This is a genomic window from Roseovarius sp. (assembly GCF_965228755.1).
Lineage (GTDB): Bacteria > Pseudomonadota > Alphaproteobacteria > Rhodobacterales > Rhodobacteraceae > Roseovarius.
Genome location: NZ_CBDDIG010000013.1, coordinates 290,590 through 307,266, shown reverse-complemented (window position 1 = coordinate 307,266; position 16,677 = coordinate 290,590). Strand labels below are relative to the sequence as shown.

Below are 16,677 nucleotides of genomic sequence, written 5' to 3'. Positions count from 1 at the left end.
CGATGAACCTGACGCTTGCAGCAAAGGACGGGCGCAACCAGCCCCGTGACGAGGGTCGGGCCGAAAGCCCGTTGGCGGTGCGGGGGCTGACGGTCTCCTATGGCGAGAAGCCGGCGGTGTTCTCGGTCGATGCGACGTTCCAGGCGGGGGCGATGACGGCGATCGTGGGGCCGAACGGGGCGGGAAAATCGACCCTGTTGAAGGCCGCGCTGGGGATCGTGCGTCCGCTGTCGGGGAAGGTCACGTGCTATGGCCAGCCGCTGGCGAAGCAGCGGGGGCGGATCGCCTATGTGCCGCAGCGGGCGAGCGTGGACTGGGATTTCCCGACGCGGGTGCTCGACGTGGTGCTGATGGGGCTCTACCGGCAACTTGGGCTGCTTGGCCGGGTGAACACGAAGCAGTTGCAGACGGCGCTGGCCTGTCTCGACCGGGTGGGCATGAGCGATTTCGCCGACCGGCAGATCGGGCAGTTGTCCGGCGGGCAGCAGCAAAGGGTGTTCCTGGCCCGGGCGCTGGCGCAGGGGGCGGACCTGTACCTGCTGGACGAGCCGTTCGCCGGCGTGGATGCGGCGACGGAAAAGGCGATCATCGCGGTCCTGAAGGAGCTGAAGGCGCAGGGCAAGACGGTGGTGGCGGTGCATCACGACCTGTCGACGGTGCCGGAGTATTTCGACCGGGTGTTCCTGATCAACACCACGCGGGTGGCCGAGGGCACGGTCGAGGAGGCGTTCACCGAGGCGCATCTGCACGAGGCCTATGGCGGCCGGCTGGCGACGGCGCAGATGAACGTGGCGGGGTAGGTTTTCGATGGCTTGGACGTGGGACGATACGCGCCCCGGTCCCCGAGCCGGGGCCTTGTGGCTGGCCCGGTGGCCCCGGGTCAGGCCCGGGGCGGGGGTTGCCTGCATCGCCGCGCGCGGGGTTTGAGCCATGCTGCTTGACGCCCTTACCCTGCAACTTGGTTACAACGCCACGCTGGTGACCATCGGCGCCACCCTGCTTGGCATTGCCGCCGGGGCCACCGGTACCTTCCTTTACGTGGGCAAGCGGGCGCTGGTGAGCGATGCGATCAGCCATGCGACGCTGCCGGGTGTCGGGCTGGCGTTCATCGCGATGGTGCTGCTGGGCGGCGACGGGCGGTTCCTGCCGGGGTTGCTGTTGGGCTCGGCCGTCTCTGCCGCGATTGGCCTCCTTTGCGTGAGCTGGCTGTCCACCCGTACGCGGCTGGCGGAGGATGCGGCGATCGGGGCGGTGCTGTCGGTGTTCTTCGGGCTGGGGATCGTGTTGCTGACGGTGATCCAGACGATGAGTTCCGGGCGGCAGGCGGGGCTGGAGACGTTCCTGCTGGGCTCGACCGCCGGGATGCTGTGGAACGACGCGGTGATCATAGCGACCGGCGGCGCGCTGGTGCTGGCGCTGGTGATCCTGTTGCGGCGGCCGATGACGCTGGTGGCGTTCGATGCCGAGTTCGCGGCCTCGACCGGGGTGGACGTGCGGCGGACCGACCTGGCGATGATGGGGCTGGCGCTGGCGATCACGGTGGTGGGGCTGAAGATCGTCGGGCTGATCCTGATCGTGGCGCTCTTGATCATCCCTGCCGTCGCGGCGCGGTTCTGGAGCGACCGGATGGGGCACGTGGTGGGCATCGCAGGCGCCATCGGCGGGGCCTCGGGCTGGATCGGCGCGGCGCTGTCGGCGACGGCACCGGACCTGCCCACGGGGCCGATCATCGTGGTCGTCGCCGCCGCTTTCTTCGCCGTCTCGCTGCTATGCGCGCCGGGGCGCGGAGTGCTGGCCGCCGTGCTGCGGCATCGCAGGTTCCAAGCGCGGGTGCATGTGCGGCAGGGGCTGCTGGCCCTGGCGCAGGAGCAGCCGATCTACGAGGGGCTGACCCTGCGACTGATGCGGCGGGCGGGGCTGATCCGCGCCGACGGCGTGGCCACCGAGGCCGGGCGGGCCAAGGCGGCGCGCGCGTTGCTGGACGAGCGGCGCTGGCAATTGTTGCGCGCCGATCCGCGGCACGAGGCGGCCGCCGCCCGGTATGACGGGCTGACGCCGCTGGAGACGCTTTTGACGGCGGACCAGATAGCCGAGCTTGACCGCTCGCTGAAACCGGAGGCGGCGACATGATGGGCCTGGAATTCGTCTCGCTGTCACTTCCGCCGCTGCTGATCGGGATCTTCGCGGCGATTGCCTGTGCCTTGCCGGGGAATTTCCTGCTGCTGCGGCGGCAGGCGCTGATCGGTGACGCGATCAGCCACGTGGTGCTGCCCGGCATCGTGCTGGCCTTCCTGGTGACGGGGGTTGTGTCCGCTTGGCCGATGCTGCTGGGCGCGGGGGCGGCGGCGCTGGTGACGGTGCTGCTGATCGAGATCATCCGCCGGGTGGGCCGGATCGAGCCGGGCGCGGCGATGGGGGTGGTGTTCACCGCGATGTTCGCGGGCGGCGTGCTGCTGCTGGAGCAGTCGGATACGTCGAGCGTGCATCTCGACGTGCAGCACGCGCTTTACGGCAATCTCGAAAGCCTGATCTGGCTGGACGGGCTGGGCTGGGCCTCGCTTCTCGATTGGGAGGCGCTGAAGGGGATGCCGCCGGAACTGCCGCGGATGTTCTTCACGCTGGTCTTCGTCTGCGGGTTCATCTTCCTGCTGTGGCGGCCCCTGAAATTGTCGACCTTCGACGAGGGGTTCGCGCGGACGCTGGGCTTGCCGACCGGGCTGATCGGGCTGTCGCTGGTCGTGGTGGCTGCCATCGCGGCGGTGGCGGCGTTCGACGCCGTGGGCTCAATCATCGTGATCGCCATGTTCATCTGCCCGCCCGCCGCCGCGCGGATGATGACCAACCGGCTGGAGGCGCAGATCGGCTGGTCGGTGGGGTTCGCGACGCTGTCGGCGGTGCTGGGCTACGTGCTGGCGGGCTACGGGCCACTGTGGCTGGGCGGACAGAACGCGGTGAGCGCGGCGGGGATGATCGCGACGGTGTCAGGGGTGATCCTTGGCGTGGCGGCCGTGGCGGGGCCGTGCCGGCACCGGGCGGGGGCACCTGCGGGGTAGTTCAGAACCGGGGGCCAGCCCCCGGACCCCCGGGATATTTTTGGCCAGAAGAAGCGTGGGGCGGGTTACATGCCCAGGGCCTTGCCCACGGCGGCGAGGCCGGGGGCGAGGAGATCGTCGGGGGCGTGGGTGTCGCAGGGGACGCCCTGGGCCTTGAGCGCGGTGGCGACGGGGGCCGGGGGCGGGGCGATGACCGCGACTTGCTGGCCCAGCCAGTAGGCGCGGGCGGCGGCGAGCTCGGCGCCGATGAGATGGCCGGTGAGGGCCTGCAGGTTGCCGGAAACCTCGGCCGCGCGGAGATGGGCGGCGAGGCGTTCAGGGCGGCTGAGGCTGTCGGCCATGGCGTCGGCATCGGAGGTTTCGGCCCCGCCCAGCGCGTCGACCAGCCGGGGGGTGAGGAAGCTTTGCGAGCTGACCGCCTCGCCCGCGCTAATGTGAATCCAGTGGCTGACCGGGCCTTCGGTGGCGTTGATCACCCCGTCCCAGTTGGGACGGGTCGCCAGGAAGCCGGCAATCCAGAGCCGGACCCAGCCACCGATCACGTCGGGCGGGGAGGACTGGCTGAAACCGAGCAGGCCGCGGCCCTCACGCGGCAGGACCGGTGCCGGCAGATTGGCGGGCGGCCCGTCACCGATGCGGACGATCCGGTCGGGCGGCTCGGAGAGCTTGCCCAGCGCCGCGGCCTCGGTGCCGGCGGTGACCTGTTCCGCAAGCTGCCCGCCCCGCATCACGCAGGCGCGCACACCGTCGGGGGCCCGTCCCAGCGCGATCCAGCCGGTCATTGCGCCCCAAGTTGGCGCAGCACGCCGGAGACGTCGTAGCCCGCCGCCGCCGCGCGCCGCTCGATCTCGGCATCGTCCATGTTGCCGTGCTGGGCAATCGCCCACAGCATCGTGCAGCGCGTGCCCGAGCGGCAATAGGCCAGCATCGGCCGGGGCATCACCTCGAGCGCGGCGCGGAACTCGTCGAGGGCCTCGGGAGTGATCATGCCCGAGACGATCGGCACGGAGCGCACCTCGAGCCCCTGTTTCTCGGCCGCCTCGGCGATGAGGCCGAAGCCGGTCTGGCCCGGCTCCTCGCCATCGGGCCGGTTGCACATGATCGACCGGAAGCCCGCCCCCACGATCTCTGGCACATCCTCGACGTCGATCTGCGGTGAGACCGTGTAATCTTCCGTGATCCGGCGTAGTTCCATGGGCGGTCGTCCTTATCCAAAACTCGCCCGCATTAGCGCCGAAAACCGCACCGATTTCAATGCCATCCGGCGTTGACATTTGAACCGGCGGGGCCAAACCTTGCCAGACGCGGGTGAGGAGGCACGGCAGGATGAGCGAGGGCCGGTGGGAATTCTGGATCGACCGGGGCGGCACGTTCACCGACATCGTGGCGCTGGCCCCCAATGGACACGTGCATACCCACAAGCTGTTGTCGGAAAACCCCGAGCGCTATCGCGATGCCGCCGTGCAGGGCATTCGCGAGGTGATGGAGGAACGGGGGAATTTCGCCGACGGGTCGATCCGGGCGGTGAAAATGGGCACGACGGTGGCCACCAACGCGCTTCTGGAGCGCAAGGGCGAGCGGGTTCTGCTGCTGATCACCAAGGGGTTTCGCGACCTGTTGCGGATCGGCTACCAGACACGGCCGCGGCTGTTCGACCTGCATATAAGGCGGCCCGATCTTCTGTACGAGGAGGTGGCGGAACTCGACGAGCGGCTGGATGCCGATGGCGCGGTGGTGACGCCGCTGGACGAGGACAAGGCCAGGATCACGCTGCAGGGGGCGTATGAGCGGGGCATCCGCGCCGTGGCCATTGCCGGGCTGCACGCCTATCTCAACCCCGAGCACGAACGGCGTGTGGCGGATATCGCGGCCGAAATCGGGTTCACCCAGATCACCGCGAGCCACGAGGTCAACCGGCTGGCCAAGCTGGTGGGGCGCGGGGATACGGCGGTGGTGGATGCGTACCTGTCGCCGCTGTTGCGGCGGTATGTCGACCAGGTGGCCGACGCGCTGGACGTGGGGCGGGCCTGCGAGGCGCTGTTGTTCATGCAGTCGAATGGCGGGCTGACCGATGCGCGGCTGTTCCAGGGGAAGGACGCGATACTGTCGGGGCCGGCGGGCGGGATCGTCGGCATGGTCAAGACCGGCGAGGCGGCGGGGCATGACCGGCTGATCGGGTTCGACATGGGCGGGACCAGCACGGATGTCAGCCACTATGCCGGCGATTACGAACGCAGCTTCGAGACGGAAGTGGCGGGCGTGCGGATGCGCGCGCCAATGATGGATATCCATACCGTGGCCGCCGGGGGCGGGTCGATCTGCAAGTTCGAGGACGGGAGGTTCCAGGTGGGGCCGGAGAGCGCCGGGGCGGACCCGGGGCCGGCGTGCTATCGGCGGGGCGGGCCGCTGGCGGTGACGGATTGCAACGTGTTGCTGGGCAAGCTGAATCCCGGGCATTTCCCGGCCGTCTTCGGGCCGGAGGGGGATGAGCCCCTCGATGCCGACGTGGTGAGGCAGCGGTTTGCCGAACTGGCAGAGACGGTGGCGGCGGAGACCGGGGAGGCGGCGCGCAGCCCGGAGGAAATGGCGGAAGGGTTCCTGCGCATCGCCGTCGACAACATGGCGAATGCGATCAAGAAGATTTCCGTTCAGCGGGGGCATGACGTGACCCGCTACACGCTGCAATGCTTCGGCGGTGCGGGCGGGCAGCATGCCTGCCTGGTGGCGGATGCGCTGGGGATGCGGAAGGTGCTGATCCATCCGCATGCCGGGGTGCTGTCGGCCTATGGCATGGGCTTGGCCGAGGTGCGGGCGATGCGGGAGGTGCAGATGGATGCGCCGCTGGCGGAGGTCGGGGCCGCGCGGGAGGTGCTGGAGCGGATCGCCGGGCAGGCGCGGACCGAGGTGGAGAGCCAGGGGATCACCGATATCGACGTCGCGCGGCGGGCGCATCTGCGGTACGAGGGCGCGCACCAGGCGCTGGAGGTGGCGTTCGGGACGGAGGAGGAGATGCGCGAGGGCTTCGAGGCGGCGCATCGGCAGCGGTTCGGCTTTGCCTCACCCGAGCGGGAAATCGTGTTCGAGATGCTGAGCGTCGAGGCGATCGGGCGCACGGGGCAAAGCCCCGGCGCGGCCCTGCCGGAGGGGGATGGCAAGCCGGTGGCGCAGGTGCCGGTGCATATCGAGGGCGAACGGCGGGAGGTGCCGTTATACGAGCGGGAGAGGCTGTCGCCCGAAAGCCGGATCACCGGGCCGGCGATCATCACGGAGCCCACGGGCACCAACGTGGTCGAGCCGGGCTGGGCCGCGTCGGTGGACGGGATGGGCAACCTGCTGCTGGAACGGGTCGAGGCGAAGACGCGGGATCGCGCGGCGGGCACGGAGGCCGACCCGGTGCTGCTGGAGGTGTTCAACAACCTCTTCATGTCGGTGGCCGACCAGATGGGCGCGACGCTCGAGAACACCTCGGCCTCGGTCAATATAAAAGAACGGCTGGATTTCTCCTGTGCCATCTTCGACGCGCGCGGCGACCTTGTGGCGAACGCGCCGCATGTGCCGGTGCATCTCGGGTCGATGTCGGATTCCATCAAGACGGTGATGCGGCTGAACCCCGACGCGGCGCCGGGCGATGCCTATGTGCTGAACTCGCCCTACAATGGCGGCACACATCTGCCGGATGTCACGGTGGTGACGCCGGTCTTCGTGGACGACAAGCCGGTGTTCTGGCTGGGCTCGCGCGGGCATCATGCGGATATCGGCGGGCGCACGCCCGGCAGCGCGCCGCCCGACAGCCGGCATATCGACGAGGAAGGCGTGCTGATCGACAACGTGAAGCTGGTCGATCAGGGCAGGTTGCTGGAGCAGGAGGCGGAGGCGCTGTTGGCATCGGGCCGCTACCCCTGTCGCAACATCCCGCAGAACATGGCCGATCTGAAGGCGCAGATTGCCGCGAACGAGACCGGGCGGCAGGCGCTTCTGAAGGTGGTGGACAATTTCGGGCTGGACGTGGTGCGGGCCTATATGGGCCACGTGCAGGACAATGCCGAGGAAAGCGTGCGGCGGGTGATCGACCGGCTGAAAGACGGGCGGTTCACCTACCCGATGGATCATGGCGCGGTGATCGAGGTGGAGGTGACGGTGGATGCGGGGGCGCGGGAGGCCACGATCGACTTCACCGGCACCAGCCCGCAGCACGAGGGGAATTACAACGCGCCCAGGTCGATTTGCCGGGCCGTGGTGCTGTACGTGTTCCGGACGATGGTGGGGGCGGAGATACCGCTGAACGAGGGCTGCCTGAAGCCATTGAACATCGCGGTCCCCGAAGGCTCGATGCTGAACCCGGTTTACCCGGCGGCGGTGATTTCCGGCAATACGGAGGTGAGCCAGGCCACGTGCAACGCGCTCTACGGCGCGCTGCACGTGATTGCGGGATCCCAGGCGACGATGAACAATTTCGTCTGGGGCAATGACCGGTTCCAGAATTACGAGACCATCGCCGGGGGCACCGGTGCGGGGCCGGGGTTCGACGGGTGCGACGCGGTGCAGACGCATATGACCAACACGCGGATGACCGACCCGGAGATCCTCGAGAAACGGTTTCCGGTCAGGCTGGAGGAGTTCTCGATCCGGCCCGGATCGGGGGGTGCGGGCCGGTGGCGTGGCGGGCACGGGGTGATCCGGCTGTTGCGGTTCCTGGAGCCGGCGACGGTGACCACGCTGTCGAATCACCGGATCGTTCCGCCCTTCGGCGTAGATGGGGGCGAGCCCGGCAAGGTGGGGCGCAACTGGGCCGTTCTGCCCGATGGGGAGCGGCGCGAGATGGGCGGGAATGACGAGATAGAGCTGCCCGCGGGCAGCGTTTTCGGCATGGAGACCCCCGGCGGTGGCGGCTGGGGCGCGCCATAACCCGCCGATCCGGCTTTGACAGAAAGATGAAATCGCGCGACACTGTGCTACCTCCAGTGGAGGAGGAGCCGGAATGATCAGGAAGATCACCCTTCTGCTGCTGTCGCTGGGCTTTGTCCTGGGCGGGGTGGCGTTTGTTCTGAACGAGCTGAACCTTGCCACCGGAAGCAGCAATCAGGACCATATCTATATCGCGCTGTTCGGTGGCGGGCTGTTGGGCTTCGTCGGAGTCGTGCTGTTCTTTGCCGGGGTCCGGAAACCCGATGACGACGAGGGCGACAGGTACTGGGCGGTGGGCGGCTCGACCCTGGCCGAGGATCCTGAGGACTATCGCGACTGAGCGCGGCCGCCTACCAGCGGTTCAGCGCGTCTTCATCTTCGTCGCGGGCGGCGACCCAGTCCGATCCGTCCTGCGCCACTTCCTTTTTCCAGAAGGGCGCGCGGGATTTCAGGAAATCCATCAGGAACTCTGCCGCCTGGAAGGCGTCGGCCCGGTGCGGGGCGGCGGTGGCGACCATCATGATCATCTCGCCCGGCGCGAGCGGCCCGTAACGGTGGATCACCAGCAGGTCGCCGGTATGCCAGCGGTCGGCGGCCTCTGACGCGATGGCCCCGATCGCCTTTTCGGTCATGCCCGGGTAATGCTCGATCTCCATCGCGCGGAGGCCGCCATCCGGCAGGTCGCGGACGATGCCCGTGAAGGTGACGACGGCGCCCATGCCCGCCTGCCGCGCGGCGAAGGCGCCGGCCTCGGCGCCGAAATCGAACGGCTCTGCCTGAACGCGGATCTCCATGCGCCTCAGCCCCCGGTCATCGGCGGGAAGAACGCCACCTCGCGCACGCCGTCGAGGGGGGCGTCGAAATCGGAAAGCTGCTGGTCGACCGCCACGCGCAGCGCCGAGAGATCGGCGAAGGCAACGGCATAGCGCTCCTCGCGCCCGCGCAGGTCCTCGACCAGCTCGCGCACCGTGCCGGGGGGCGTTTCGATGCGGTCCTTGGGGTGGCCGATGCGTTCGCGCACCCATGCGAAATAGAGAACATCCATCGCGTCAGTCCTTCAGAAACGGGGTCGCCTTGCGGAAATAGTCGAACCCGGTGATGAGCGTCAGCGCCGCGGCGATCCAGAGTAGCCAGAGGCCCACATGGCCCGACCAGACCATGCCGGTCATCTTCCATTGCAGGCCGTGCAGGTCGTCCTCCTGCCCGCGCAGGATTGCGTCGACGAGGTTCTGATCCATGCCTTCGGTGCTGGCCCAGAGGTAATGCTCGAACACGCCCTGGGCAAAGAGCACGGCGATGGCGATCATCTGGGCGGTGGTCTTCCACTTGGCGAGCCTGGTGACCTTAAGCGTGCCGGCGGTGTCGCCGAGGAATTCGCGCAACCCGCTGACGAACACCTCGCGGAAGAGGATCACGGTGGCCGGCAGGACCAGCCAGGGCGACATGCTGGAATAGCCCACGATCACCATCAGCGCGATCACCACCATCGCCTTGTCGGCGATGGGGTCGAGCATGGTGCCGAGCTTGGTGGTCTGTTTCCAGATCCGGGCGAGGTAGCCGTCGAAATAATCGGTGATCGCCGCGCCCACGAAGAGGACCAGCGCAAACCAGTCGGCCCAGGGCCGGGTGAAATAGAGGAACATCACCGCCACCGCCGGCGCCGCCAGCAGCCGGAGGGTGGTGAGCACGTTTGGTATGGTCCACGTCATGGGGCCAGTCTTAGACCTTTCCGGAGGCACGGGAAAGGTCAAGCGTCGCGTGGGGCGGAGCCGATTGGCCGCTTGTCCTGCCGTGCTCCTCTTCGGGGTGACCCGCCGTTCGCGCCGCTTGAATGGCGGCGTCAGGGGCGGTGAGGAATGGGGATGAGGTAAGCACGGGAGGGCGCCGTGGAAACCCCCGGGCGCCTAGCCCTTCTCGTGGAAATAGTCGTAGACCTTCTGGGCCAGACCTTCCGAGACGCCGTCGACCGCCTTGAGATCGCTCAGCGCCGCGCGGCTGACGGCCTTGGCGGAGCCGAAATGGGTGAGCAGCGCGCGCTTGCGTGCCGCACCCACGCCGGGGATGTCGTCGAGCGGCGAGGCCGAGACGCCCTTGGCGCGTTTCGCGCGGTGGGTTCCGATGGCGAAACGGTGCGCCTCGTCGCGCAGGCGCTGGATGAAGTAGAGCACCGGGTCGTTGTGGCGCAGCGCGGTGGGGCGCTTGCCGGTGCGGTGGAATTCCTCCTTGCCGTGGTCGCGGTCGATGCCCTTGGCGACGCCGACCATGGGGATGTCCTGTACGCCCATCTCGCGCATGATCTGGGCCACGGCGCTGACCTGCCCTGCCCCGCCGTCGATCAGCAGCAGGTCGGGCCAGTGGCCCTCTTCGCGGTCGGGGTCTTCTTTCAGCAGGCGTTTGAAACGGCGGGTCAGCACCTCTTTCATCATGCCGAAATCGTCGCCGGGGGTCAGGTCGTCGCCGCGGATGTTGAACTTGCGGTACTGGTTCTTCATCAGCCCGTCGGGCCCGGCGACGATCATGGCGCCCACGGCATTGGTGCCCTGGATGTGGCTGTTGTCGTAGACCTCGATGCGTTTCGGCGGCTCGTCCAGCTCGAACGCCTCGGCCAGCCCCTTGAGCAGCTTGGCCTGCGTCGCCGTCTCGGCCATCTTTCGGGCGAGGCTTTCGCGGGCATTGCGCAGGGCGCTGTCGACCAGCTCGGCCTTCTCGCCGCGCCGGGGCACGAGGATCTCGACCTTTCCGCCCCGCTTGCCCGACAGGGCGTCGGCCATCAGGTCTTCGTTCTCGATCGGGTGCGAGAGGATCACCTGACGCGGCGGCTCCTTGTTGTCGTAGAACTGGCCGAGGAAGGCCTCGAGCACCTCGGCCTCTTCCACGTCGGCGCCGACGCGCGGGTAGAAATCGTTGTTGCCCCAGTTCTGCCCGGCGCGGATGAAGAAGACCTGCACGCAGGCCTGTCCGTTCTCGAGATGCAGCGCCAGCAGGTCGGCCTCTTTCACGGTGCGGGGATTGATGCCCTGGGCCGTCTGCACCTGGGTCAGCGCCTTGATCCGGTCGCGCAGGGCGGCGGCGCGCTCGAACTCCATCTGTTCGGAGGCGTCCATCATCTGGGTCTTCAGCTTCTCCTGCACGTCGGTGGACCGGCCGGAGAGGTAGCGCTCGGCGTCCCGCACTTGCGCGCCGTAATCCTCTTCCGAGATGTAGCCGACACAGGGCGCGGTGCAGCGCTTGATCTGGTATTGAAGGCAGGGGCGCGTGCGGCTTTCGAACATCGAATCCGAGCAGTTGCGGAGCTGGAACACCTTCTGAAGCTGCGCCAGCGTGCGGTTCACCGCGCCGGCGCTGGCGAAGGGGCCGTAATAGGCGCCCTTCTCCTTCTTGGCGCCCCGGTGCTTCTTGATCATCGGGTAGGGGTGCGCCTTGGTCACCATGATGTTGGGGAAGCTCTTGTCGTCGCGCAGCAGCACGTTGTAGCGCGGTTTGAGCTGCTTGATGAGGTTCTGTTCGAGCAGCAGCGCCTCGGTCTCGGTCGAGGTGGTGAGGAACATCATCGACGCGGTTTCGCGGATCATCCGGGCGATGCGCGGCGTGTGCCCCGCGGGCCGCGCATAGTTCGACACCCGCGCCCGCAGGTTCCGCGCCTTGCCGACGTAGAGCACGCGCGCATGGGCATCGAGCATCCGGTAGACACCCGGCGAGGCGTCGAGCGTCTTCAGGTAGCCCTGGATGACGGAATGGCCGGTGCGCGGCGCGGTTTGCTGGGTTTGGTCGTTCATTGGGGGAACTTGATGATTCTTGCTCTGGGCTGCAATCTTAACCGGGCGAGATCAAGAGGAAAGCTTTCCACGATTCCTGTGGATAAGACTGCGGACAACTTCTTGGCATACCAAAATTTCCGTTGTTTTTGGCTGGTTTCCTTAACCTGCCTATTTTTTAGGCAGTTTTGCAAGCCACTGAAATCGTTACAAAAAATAATGTATATACAGCAATCTACTGAAAACATTAAACTTTTTGTAACGCTTCTCTCACGGGGCCGTGACAGGTGTACAACTTGTCGCAGGCTCAGGGCTCGACGCCCTGGATGTCGGGTGTCTGCCAGGCCAGGTGCTGCCCCCCGTCGACACAGATCAATTGCCCGGTGACCGCCCGCGCATCGAGCAGGTATCCCAGCGCCGCGACGATGTCGGTCGCGTCGGCGCCGCGCTTCAGGACGGTGCCCTGCCGCTGGCGGCGGAAGTGGTCGTCGCTCTGTCGGTGGCCGATGATCGTGGGGCCCGGCCCGATGCCGTTGACCCTGACCCTCGGCGCCAGGCCCTGCGCGGCGGTACGCGTCAGGGTCCAGAGGGCCGACTTGGCGATGGTGTAGCTCATGAACTCGGGCGTCAGCTTGCGCACGCGCTGGTCGATCATGTTGACGGCGAGGCCCTGCGCCACCGGTTCGCCGTTCTCGTCCGTCTCGGGCTCGGGCACCTGGGCCGCCAGCGCCTGGATCAGCACGAAGGGGGCGCGCAGGTTGCTTTCGAGGTGCCTGTCCCAGCTTTCGCGGGTGGCGGTGTCGATCCTGTCATACTCGAAGATCGAGGCGTTGTTGACCAGCGTCAGGATCGGCCCGCCCAGCGCCTCGGCCGCGCGGGGGAGAAGGGCCTGCACCTCGTCCTCGACCAGCAGGTCGGCCTGAAGCGCCACGGCGCGGCGGCCCGTCCCCTCGATCTCGGCGACCACCTCGGCCGCGGCGTCGGCAGAGCTGGCGTAATGCACCGCCACGTCATGCCCGCGCCGCGCAAGTTCCAGCGCCATCGCGCGGCCCAGCCGCTTGCCCGCCCCGGTTACCAGTGCCCGTGTCATCTGTCCTGCCCCCCTTCTCAGCTCAGTACGACGAAGACGTAGACGAGATAGAGTATCGTCAGGGCGATACCCCAAAGCCGGCTGATATCCAACTTCAGGAAGACGAACGGCCCCAGCAGCAGCGAGGCCGCCAGCATCACCCACAGGTCGAATTGCAGGAATTCCGGATCGACCGGAATGCGTCCTATCAGGGTGGTGATGCCGATGATGGCCAGCAGGTTGAACAGGTTCGACCCGATCACGTTGCCCAGCGCCACGTCGGCCTGTCGGCGCAGGGCGGCCATCACCGTGGTCGCCAGTTCCGGGAGCGAGGTGCCCAGCGCCACCAGCGTCAGCCCGATGACCGAGTCGCTGACGCCATAGTGCCGCGCGATGATCGAGGCATTGTCGACCAGCAGGTCGGCGCCCAGCGGCAGGCCGGCAAGGCCCAGCACGAGGAAGACGAAGATCTGCCACCACGGCATGTCCGGATCGGCGCCCTCGACCTCTTCCTCGTCATCGGGGTCGAGCACGGCGGCGGCACAGGCCCGGCGATGGTCGCGCGCGTCGCGGAAGGCATCGACCAGAACGTAGCCCAGCAACGCCAGCAGCACGGCGCCCGACAGCACGTCGAACGTGCCGCGGAAGGCGAGGCCGATGAAGATCACCGACGCGCCGATCATGAACAGGTAGGTCTTGCGCGTGTCGCACTGGCTGGTGTGCAGGCCCGAGATCAGCGCCGGCACCCCCAGCACCAGCAGGATATTCGCGGTGTTCGATCCGACCACGTTGCCCAGCGCGAGGCCCGGCTTGTCATCCAGCACCGCGTTGAGCGAGATCAGCAGTTCCGGCGCAGAGGTGCCGAAGGCCACGATCGTCAGGCTGACGATCAGCGCGGGGATGCCGACGCGAAGGCTGAGGTTAACAGCACCTTTCACGAGGGCGTCCCCCGCGAGCAGGAGAATCAGCAACCCGAGTCCCGCAGAGAGCCACGGCATCATTTCGGCTTGCCTTTCCGGCAGTCGCACGGGCCCTTGCCAAGCCGGAACCTGCCGCAATGGCTGCAGCGCGCCGAGGCCAGCTTTTGCTGGCCGGGGAACCTCAGCTTGCCGAACATGGCCATCACCACCATGAAAACGAGGAACAGTATGACGACTTTGACGATCACGTCAGAGGCCGAAGCGGGCAAAGGCCGCCCGCTCCTCGATCGTGTCGATGGCATCCTGCGCCATGGTCGCGCCGAAGCGCTGGAACAGGCTGCGCTTCTTGCCGTAGCGGGCAAAGCGCACCTTGTCGCCGTACAGTGACTTGAGCTTGGGCACCACGTGCCCCACCCCGTCGACCAGCCCCAGCTCGACCGCGCGGGCGCCCAGCCAGAACTCTCCGGTAAAAAGGTCCTGCCGGTCGGCCAGCCGGTCGCCGCGGCGGGATTTGACGTAAGCCGTGAAGGTCTCGTGCATCTGGTCGAGCAGGGACTTGAGGCGTTTGACGTCCTCTTCCTTCTCGGGCTGGAACGGGTCCAGCATGCTTTTCGACTTGCCGGCGGTGTAGACGCGGCGTTCGACCCCCTGCCGGGCCAGCAGGACATGCGCGCCGAACCCGGCCGAGATCACCCCGATCGAGCCCACGATCGAGCAGTCGTCGACCCAGATATCGTCGGCCGAGGCCGCCAGCCAGTAGCCGCCCGAGGCCGCCACGTCCTCGACGAAGGCGTGGACGGGAATGCCCTTTTCCTCGGCCAGCCGTCGGATGCGCGCGGCGATGAGCGAGGATTGCACGGGCGAGCCGCCGGGGGAATTGATCACCAGCGCCACCGCCTTCGGCTTGCCGCGCTTGAAGGCCTTTTCGATGATCGGGGCCAACGCCTCGTCATTGAGCTGGGCGCGGCCGCCCGTACCGATGGCACCATTGAGGCGGATCACGGCGACCAGCGTCCCGCGGTCGACAAGGGGCAAAGAAAGCTTCATCCGCCCGATGTAGATTGCGGGGACCGGCATAACAAGGCGCCGGGGCCCGCTGTTTTACCCGCAGGAGGAAAAAAACTTGTACGCGGGGCACATTATTGGCCGCACTTACCCCGCGGCACGCCCCGCCCTGCCCCTCGCCTTTGGCCGAACGCCCGCTTTCCGGCGGCCGTCACGCGCGAAGGCGCCAGCCGGTCTTGAAGATCAGCCAGATGATCCCGAGGCAGATCGCCGTGAACAGGCCGATGGCGAAGAGGCTGAACCCGATCGCCACGTCGGCCTGACCGAAGAACGACCAGCGGAAGCCCGAGATCAGGTAGACCACCGGGTTGAACATGGTGATCGTCTGCCAGACCGGCGGCAGCATCGAGATCGAGTAGAACGAGCCCCCGAGGAAGACCAGCGGCGTGATGATCAGCAGCGGAATGAGCTGAAGCTGTTCGAAGTTCTTCGCCCAGATCCCGATGATGAAGCCGAAGAGCGAGAACGAGATGCAGGTCAGCAAAAGGAACGCCACCATCGCCAGCGGATGCTGGATGTTCAGGTCGACGAAGAAGGCCGAGGTGCCGAGGATCACGATGCCGATGAACAGCGCCTTGGTCGCCGCCGCGCCGACATAGCCGAGCACGATCTCGAGGAAATTCACCGGCGCGGACAGAAGCTCGAAGATCGTGCCGATGAACTTCGGAAAGTAGATGCCGAAGGAGGCGTTCGAGATGCCCTGGGTCATCACCGTCAGCATGATCAGCCCCGGCACGATGAAGGCGCCATAGCTGACGCCCTCGACCTGGTCGATGCGGCTGCCGATGGCGGCGCCGAAGACGACGAAGTAAAGCGATGTGGAAATCACCGGCGAGATGAAGCTTTGCAGCAGCGTGCGGAAGAACCGCGCCATTTCGAAGGTGTAGATTGCGCGAACGGCCGTCAGGTTCATGCCGCGTCCTCCTCGTTGACGAGACTCACGAAGATTTCCTCGAGGCTCGACTGCTTGGTCTGCAGATCCTTGAGCGCCACGCCCTTCTCCGACAGGCTTTGCAGCAGCCGGGTGATGCCGGTGCGCTCGGCGTTGGTGTCATAGGTATAGGTCAGCGCGCGGCCGTCCGGGGCCAGTTCGAGGTGATAGTCCTCGACCCCCTCCGGCACCGCGCTGATCGGATCCGTCAGCTCGATCCGGAGGCTCTTGCGGCCCATCCGGGTCATCAGCTCCGATTTCTCCTCGACCAGCAGGATCTCGCCCTTGTTGATCACGGCGACGCGGTCGGCGATGGCCTCGGCCTCCTCGATGTAGTGGGTGGTCAGGATGATGGTGACGCCGCTTTCCTTCAGGCCCGCCACCACCTGCCACATGTCGCGGCGCAGCTCGACATCGACGCCTGCGGTGGGTTCGTCGAGGAACAGCACGCGCGGCTCGTGGCACAGCGCCTTGGCGATCAGCACGCGCCGTTTCATCCCGCCCGACAGTTCCATCACCTTGGAGTCGCGCTTGTCCCAGAGCGAAAGCTGCCGGAGCGTCTTTTCGATGAAGGCGTCGTCGCGCGTCTTGCCGAACAGCCCGCGCGAGAAGCGGACGGAGTTGATCACCTTCTCGAACGGTTCCAGCGCGATTTCCTGCGGGACCAGGCCGATCATCTGCCGCGCGGCGCGATAGTCGGTCAGAATGTCGTGCCCGCCCACCAGGGCGCTTCCGCTGGTCGGCGTGGTGATGCCGCACAATGCCGAGATCAGCGTGGTCTTGCCCGCGCCGTTCGGCCCCAGCAGGGCCAGAATCTCGCCTTCCTCGATCTGCAGCGAAACGCCCTTCAGCGCCTCGAACCCGCCTTCGAAGGTTTTGCGCAGGTCTCTGACATCGACAATGGGGGCCATATTCTCACCTGTTCGCGATTGGTAATCCGGCCAACCTAACTTTCGCGCCGGGAAGTGCAATTGGCCCT

Annotated in this window: 17 protein-coding genes; 5 read left to right on the top strand and 12 right to left on the bottom strand. The window is 67.0% G+C overall.

The window, feature by feature from the left end:
• The first annotated feature begins 2 nt into the window (after positions 1-2).
• The 3 genes from ACO07J_RS19790 (at position 3) to ACO07J_RS19780 (ending at position 3,053) form a co-directional block, all read left to right on the top strand.
• Entirely contained in the window at positions 3-800 is a 798-nt protein-coding gene (locus tag ACO07J_RS19790) for a metal ABC transporter ATP-binding protein (RefSeq protein ID WP_422032163.1), read from the top strand.
• A 130-nt stretch (positions 801-930) separates the two neighbouring features.
• A complete protein-coding gene (locus ACO07J_RS19785) occupies positions 931-2,130 on the top strand; it encodes a metal ABC transporter permease (RefSeq protein WP_422032161.1) in 1,200 nt (399 codons plus the stop codon).
• A complete protein-coding gene (locus ACO07J_RS19780; protein WP_422032159.1) occupies positions 2,127-3,053 on the top strand; it encodes a metal ABC transporter permease in 927 nt (308 codons plus the stop codon). Before ACO07J_RS19785 ends, ACO07J_RS19780 begins: the two co-directional genes overlap by 4 nt.
• Positions 3,054-3,118: 65 nt before the next feature.
• Here ACO07J_RS19780 and ACO07J_RS19775 read toward each other — a convergent pair whose 3' ends face one another.
• Positions 3,119-3,835, bottom strand: coding sequence for a 2-dehydro-3-deoxygalactonokinase (locus ACO07J_RS19775; protein WP_422032157.1), 717 nt, complete (start codon positions 3,833-3,835; stop codon positions 3,119-3,121).
• The gene (locus ACO07J_RS19770; protein WP_422032155.1) at positions 3,832-4,248 is read right to left on the bottom strand and encodes a TIGR01244 family sulfur transferase; all 417 of its coding nucleotides are present in this window, start codon (positions 4,246-4,248) and stop codon (positions 3,832-3,834) included. Before ACO07J_RS19770 ends, ACO07J_RS19775 begins: the two co-directional genes overlap by 4 nt.
• Positions 4,249-4,379: 131 nt before the next feature.
• Between ACO07J_RS19770 and ACO07J_RS19765 the strand changes: the two genes are divergently transcribed.
• Positions 4,380-7,958, top strand: coding sequence for a hydantoinase B/oxoprolinase family protein (locus ACO07J_RS19765; protein ID WP_422032153.1), 3,579 nt, complete (start codon positions 4,380-4,382; stop codon positions 7,956-7,958).
• 73 nt (positions 7,959-8,031) lie between these two features.
• Positions 8,032-8,298, top strand: coding sequence for a hypothetical protein (locus ACO07J_RS19760; RefSeq protein WP_422032151.1), 267 nt, complete (start codon positions 8,032-8,034; stop codon positions 8,296-8,298).
• Positions 8,299-8,308: 10 nt separating this feature from the next.
• Here ACO07J_RS19760 and ACO07J_RS19755 read toward each other — a convergent pair whose 3' ends face one another.
• The 10 genes from ACO07J_RS19755 to ACO07J_RS19710 all read right to left on the bottom strand — a co-directional run bounded on the left by ACO07J_RS19755 (position 8,309) and on the right by ACO07J_RS19710 (position 16,609).
• Positions 8,309-8,752, bottom strand: a complete 444-nt coding sequence (locus ACO07J_RS19755; protein ID WP_422032149.1) for a molybdenum cofactor biosynthesis protein MoaE — start codon at positions 8,750-8,752, stop codon at positions 8,309-8,311.
• A gap of 5 nt (positions 8,753-8,757) precedes the next feature.
• A complete protein-coding gene (gene moaD / locus ACO07J_RS19750; protein WP_422032147.1) occupies positions 8,758-9,003 on the bottom strand; it encodes a molybdopterin converting factor subunit 1 in 246 nt (81 codons plus the stop codon).
• A 4-nt stretch (positions 9,004-9,007) separates the two neighbouring features.
• On the bottom strand, positions 9,008-9,667 hold the full coding sequence (gene pgsA, locus ACO07J_RS19745; protein WP_422032145.1) for a CDP-diacylglycerol--glycerol-3-phosphate 3-phosphatidyltransferase: 660 nt from the start codon (positions 9,665-9,667) through the stop codon (positions 9,008-9,010).
• Between the two features lie 195 nt (positions 9,668-9,862).
• The gene (gene uvrC, locus ACO07J_RS19740; protein ID WP_422032143.1) at positions 9,863-11,734 is read right to left on the bottom strand and encodes an excinuclease ABC subunit UvrC; all 1,872 of its coding nucleotides are present in this window, start codon (positions 11,732-11,734) and stop codon (positions 9,863-9,865) included.
• Between the two features lie 286 nt (positions 11,735-12,020).
• Positions 12,021-12,803, bottom strand: coding sequence for an SDR family oxidoreductase (locus tag ACO07J_RS19735; protein WP_422032142.1), 783 nt, complete (start codon positions 12,801-12,803; stop codon positions 12,021-12,023).
• Between the two features lie 17 nt (positions 12,804-12,820).
• A complete protein-coding gene (locus ACO07J_RS19730; RefSeq protein ID WP_422032140.1) occupies positions 12,821-13,783 on the bottom strand; it encodes a calcium/sodium antiporter in 963 nt (320 codons plus the stop codon).
• On the bottom strand, positions 13,780-13,950 hold the full coding sequence (locus ACO07J_RS19725) for a hypothetical protein (RefSeq protein WP_422032138.1): 171 nt from the start codon (positions 13,948-13,950) through the stop codon (positions 13,780-13,782). Before ACO07J_RS19725 ends, ACO07J_RS19730 begins: the two co-directional genes overlap by 4 nt.
• A gap of 1 nt (position 13,951) precedes the next feature.
• Entirely contained in the window at positions 13,952-14,749 is a 798-nt protein-coding gene (locus ACO07J_RS19720) for a S49 family peptidase (protein WP_422033458.1), read from the bottom strand.
• Positions 14,750-14,918: 169 nt separating this feature from the next.
• Positions 14,919-15,680 (bottom strand): ABC transporter permease, encoded by a 762-nt coding sequence (locus tag ACO07J_RS19715; RefSeq protein ID WP_422032136.1) that lies wholly within the window; start codon positions 15,678-15,680, stop codon positions 14,919-14,921.
• Positions 15,677-16,609: an ABC transporter ATP-binding protein gene (locus ACO07J_RS19710; RefSeq protein WP_422032134.1), complete on the bottom strand. Its 933-nt coding sequence runs from the start codon at positions 16,607-16,609 to the stop codon at positions 15,677-15,679. Before ACO07J_RS19710 ends, ACO07J_RS19715 begins: the two co-directional genes overlap by 4 nt.
• Between the last annotated feature and the right edge of the window lie 68 nt (positions 16,610-16,677).

Excerpts from the sequence above, each read along its gene's own strand:
- ACO07J_RS19790 (WP_422032163.1), top strand. The coding sequence starts at position 3 with ATGAACCTGACGCTTGCAGCAAAGGACGGGCGCAACCAGCCCCGTGAC.
- ACO07J_RS19785 (WP_422032161.1), top strand. The coding sequence starts at position 931 with ATGCTGCTTGACGCCCTTACCCTGCAACTTGGTTACAACGCCACGCTG.
- ACO07J_RS19780 (WP_422032159.1), top strand. The coding sequence starts at position 2,127 with ATGATGGGCCTGGAATTCGTCTCGCTGTCACTTCCGCCGCTGCTGATC.
- ACO07J_RS19775 (WP_422032157.1), bottom strand. The coding sequence starts at position 3,835 with ATGACCGGCTGGATCGCGCTGGGACGGGCCCCCGACGGTGTGCGCGCC.
- ACO07J_RS19770 (WP_422032155.1), bottom strand. The coding sequence starts at position 4,248 with ATGGAACTACGCCGGATCACGGAAGATTACACGGTCTCACCGCAGATC.
- ACO07J_RS19765 (WP_422032153.1), top strand. The coding sequence starts at position 4,380 with ATGAGCGAGGGCCGGTGGGAATTCTGGATCGACCGGGGCGGCACGTTC.
- ACO07J_RS19760 (WP_422032151.1), top strand. The coding sequence starts at position 8,032 with ATGATCAGGAAGATCACCCTTCTGCTGCTGTCGCTGGGCTTTGTCCTG.
- ACO07J_RS19755 (WP_422032149.1), bottom strand. The coding sequence starts at position 8,752 with ATGGAGATCCGCGTTCAGGCAGAGCCGTTCGATTTCGGCGCCGAGGCC.
- moaD (WP_422032147.1), bottom strand. The coding sequence starts at position 9,003 with ATGGATGTTCTCTATTTCGCATGGGTGCGCGAACGCATCGGCCACCCC.
- pgsA (WP_422032145.1), bottom strand. The coding sequence starts at position 9,667 with ATGACGTGGACCATACCAAACGTGCTCACCACCCTCCGGCTGCTGGCG.
- uvrC (WP_422032143.1), bottom strand. The coding sequence starts at position 11,734 with ATGAACGACCAAACCCAGCAAACCGCGCCGCGCACCGGCCATTCCGTC.
- ACO07J_RS19735 (WP_422032142.1), bottom strand. The coding sequence starts at position 12,803 with ATGACACGGGCACTGGTAACCGGGGCGGGCAAGCGGCTGGGCCGCGCG.
- ACO07J_RS19730 (WP_422032140.1), bottom strand. The coding sequence starts at position 13,783 with ATGATGCCGTGGCTCTCTGCGGGACTCGGGTTGCTGATTCTCCTGCTC.
- ACO07J_RS19720 (WP_422033458.1), bottom strand. The coding sequence starts at position 14,749 with ATGAAGCTTTCTTTGCCCCTTGTCGACCGCGGGACGCTGGTCGCCGTG.
- ACO07J_RS19715 (WP_422032136.1), bottom strand. The coding sequence starts at position 15,680 with ATGAACCTGACGGCCGTTCGCGCAATCTACACCTTCGAAATGGCGCGG.
- ACO07J_RS19710 (WP_422032134.1), bottom strand. The coding sequence starts at position 16,609 with ATGGCCCCCATTGTCGATGTCAGAGACCTGCGCAAAACCTTCGAAGGC.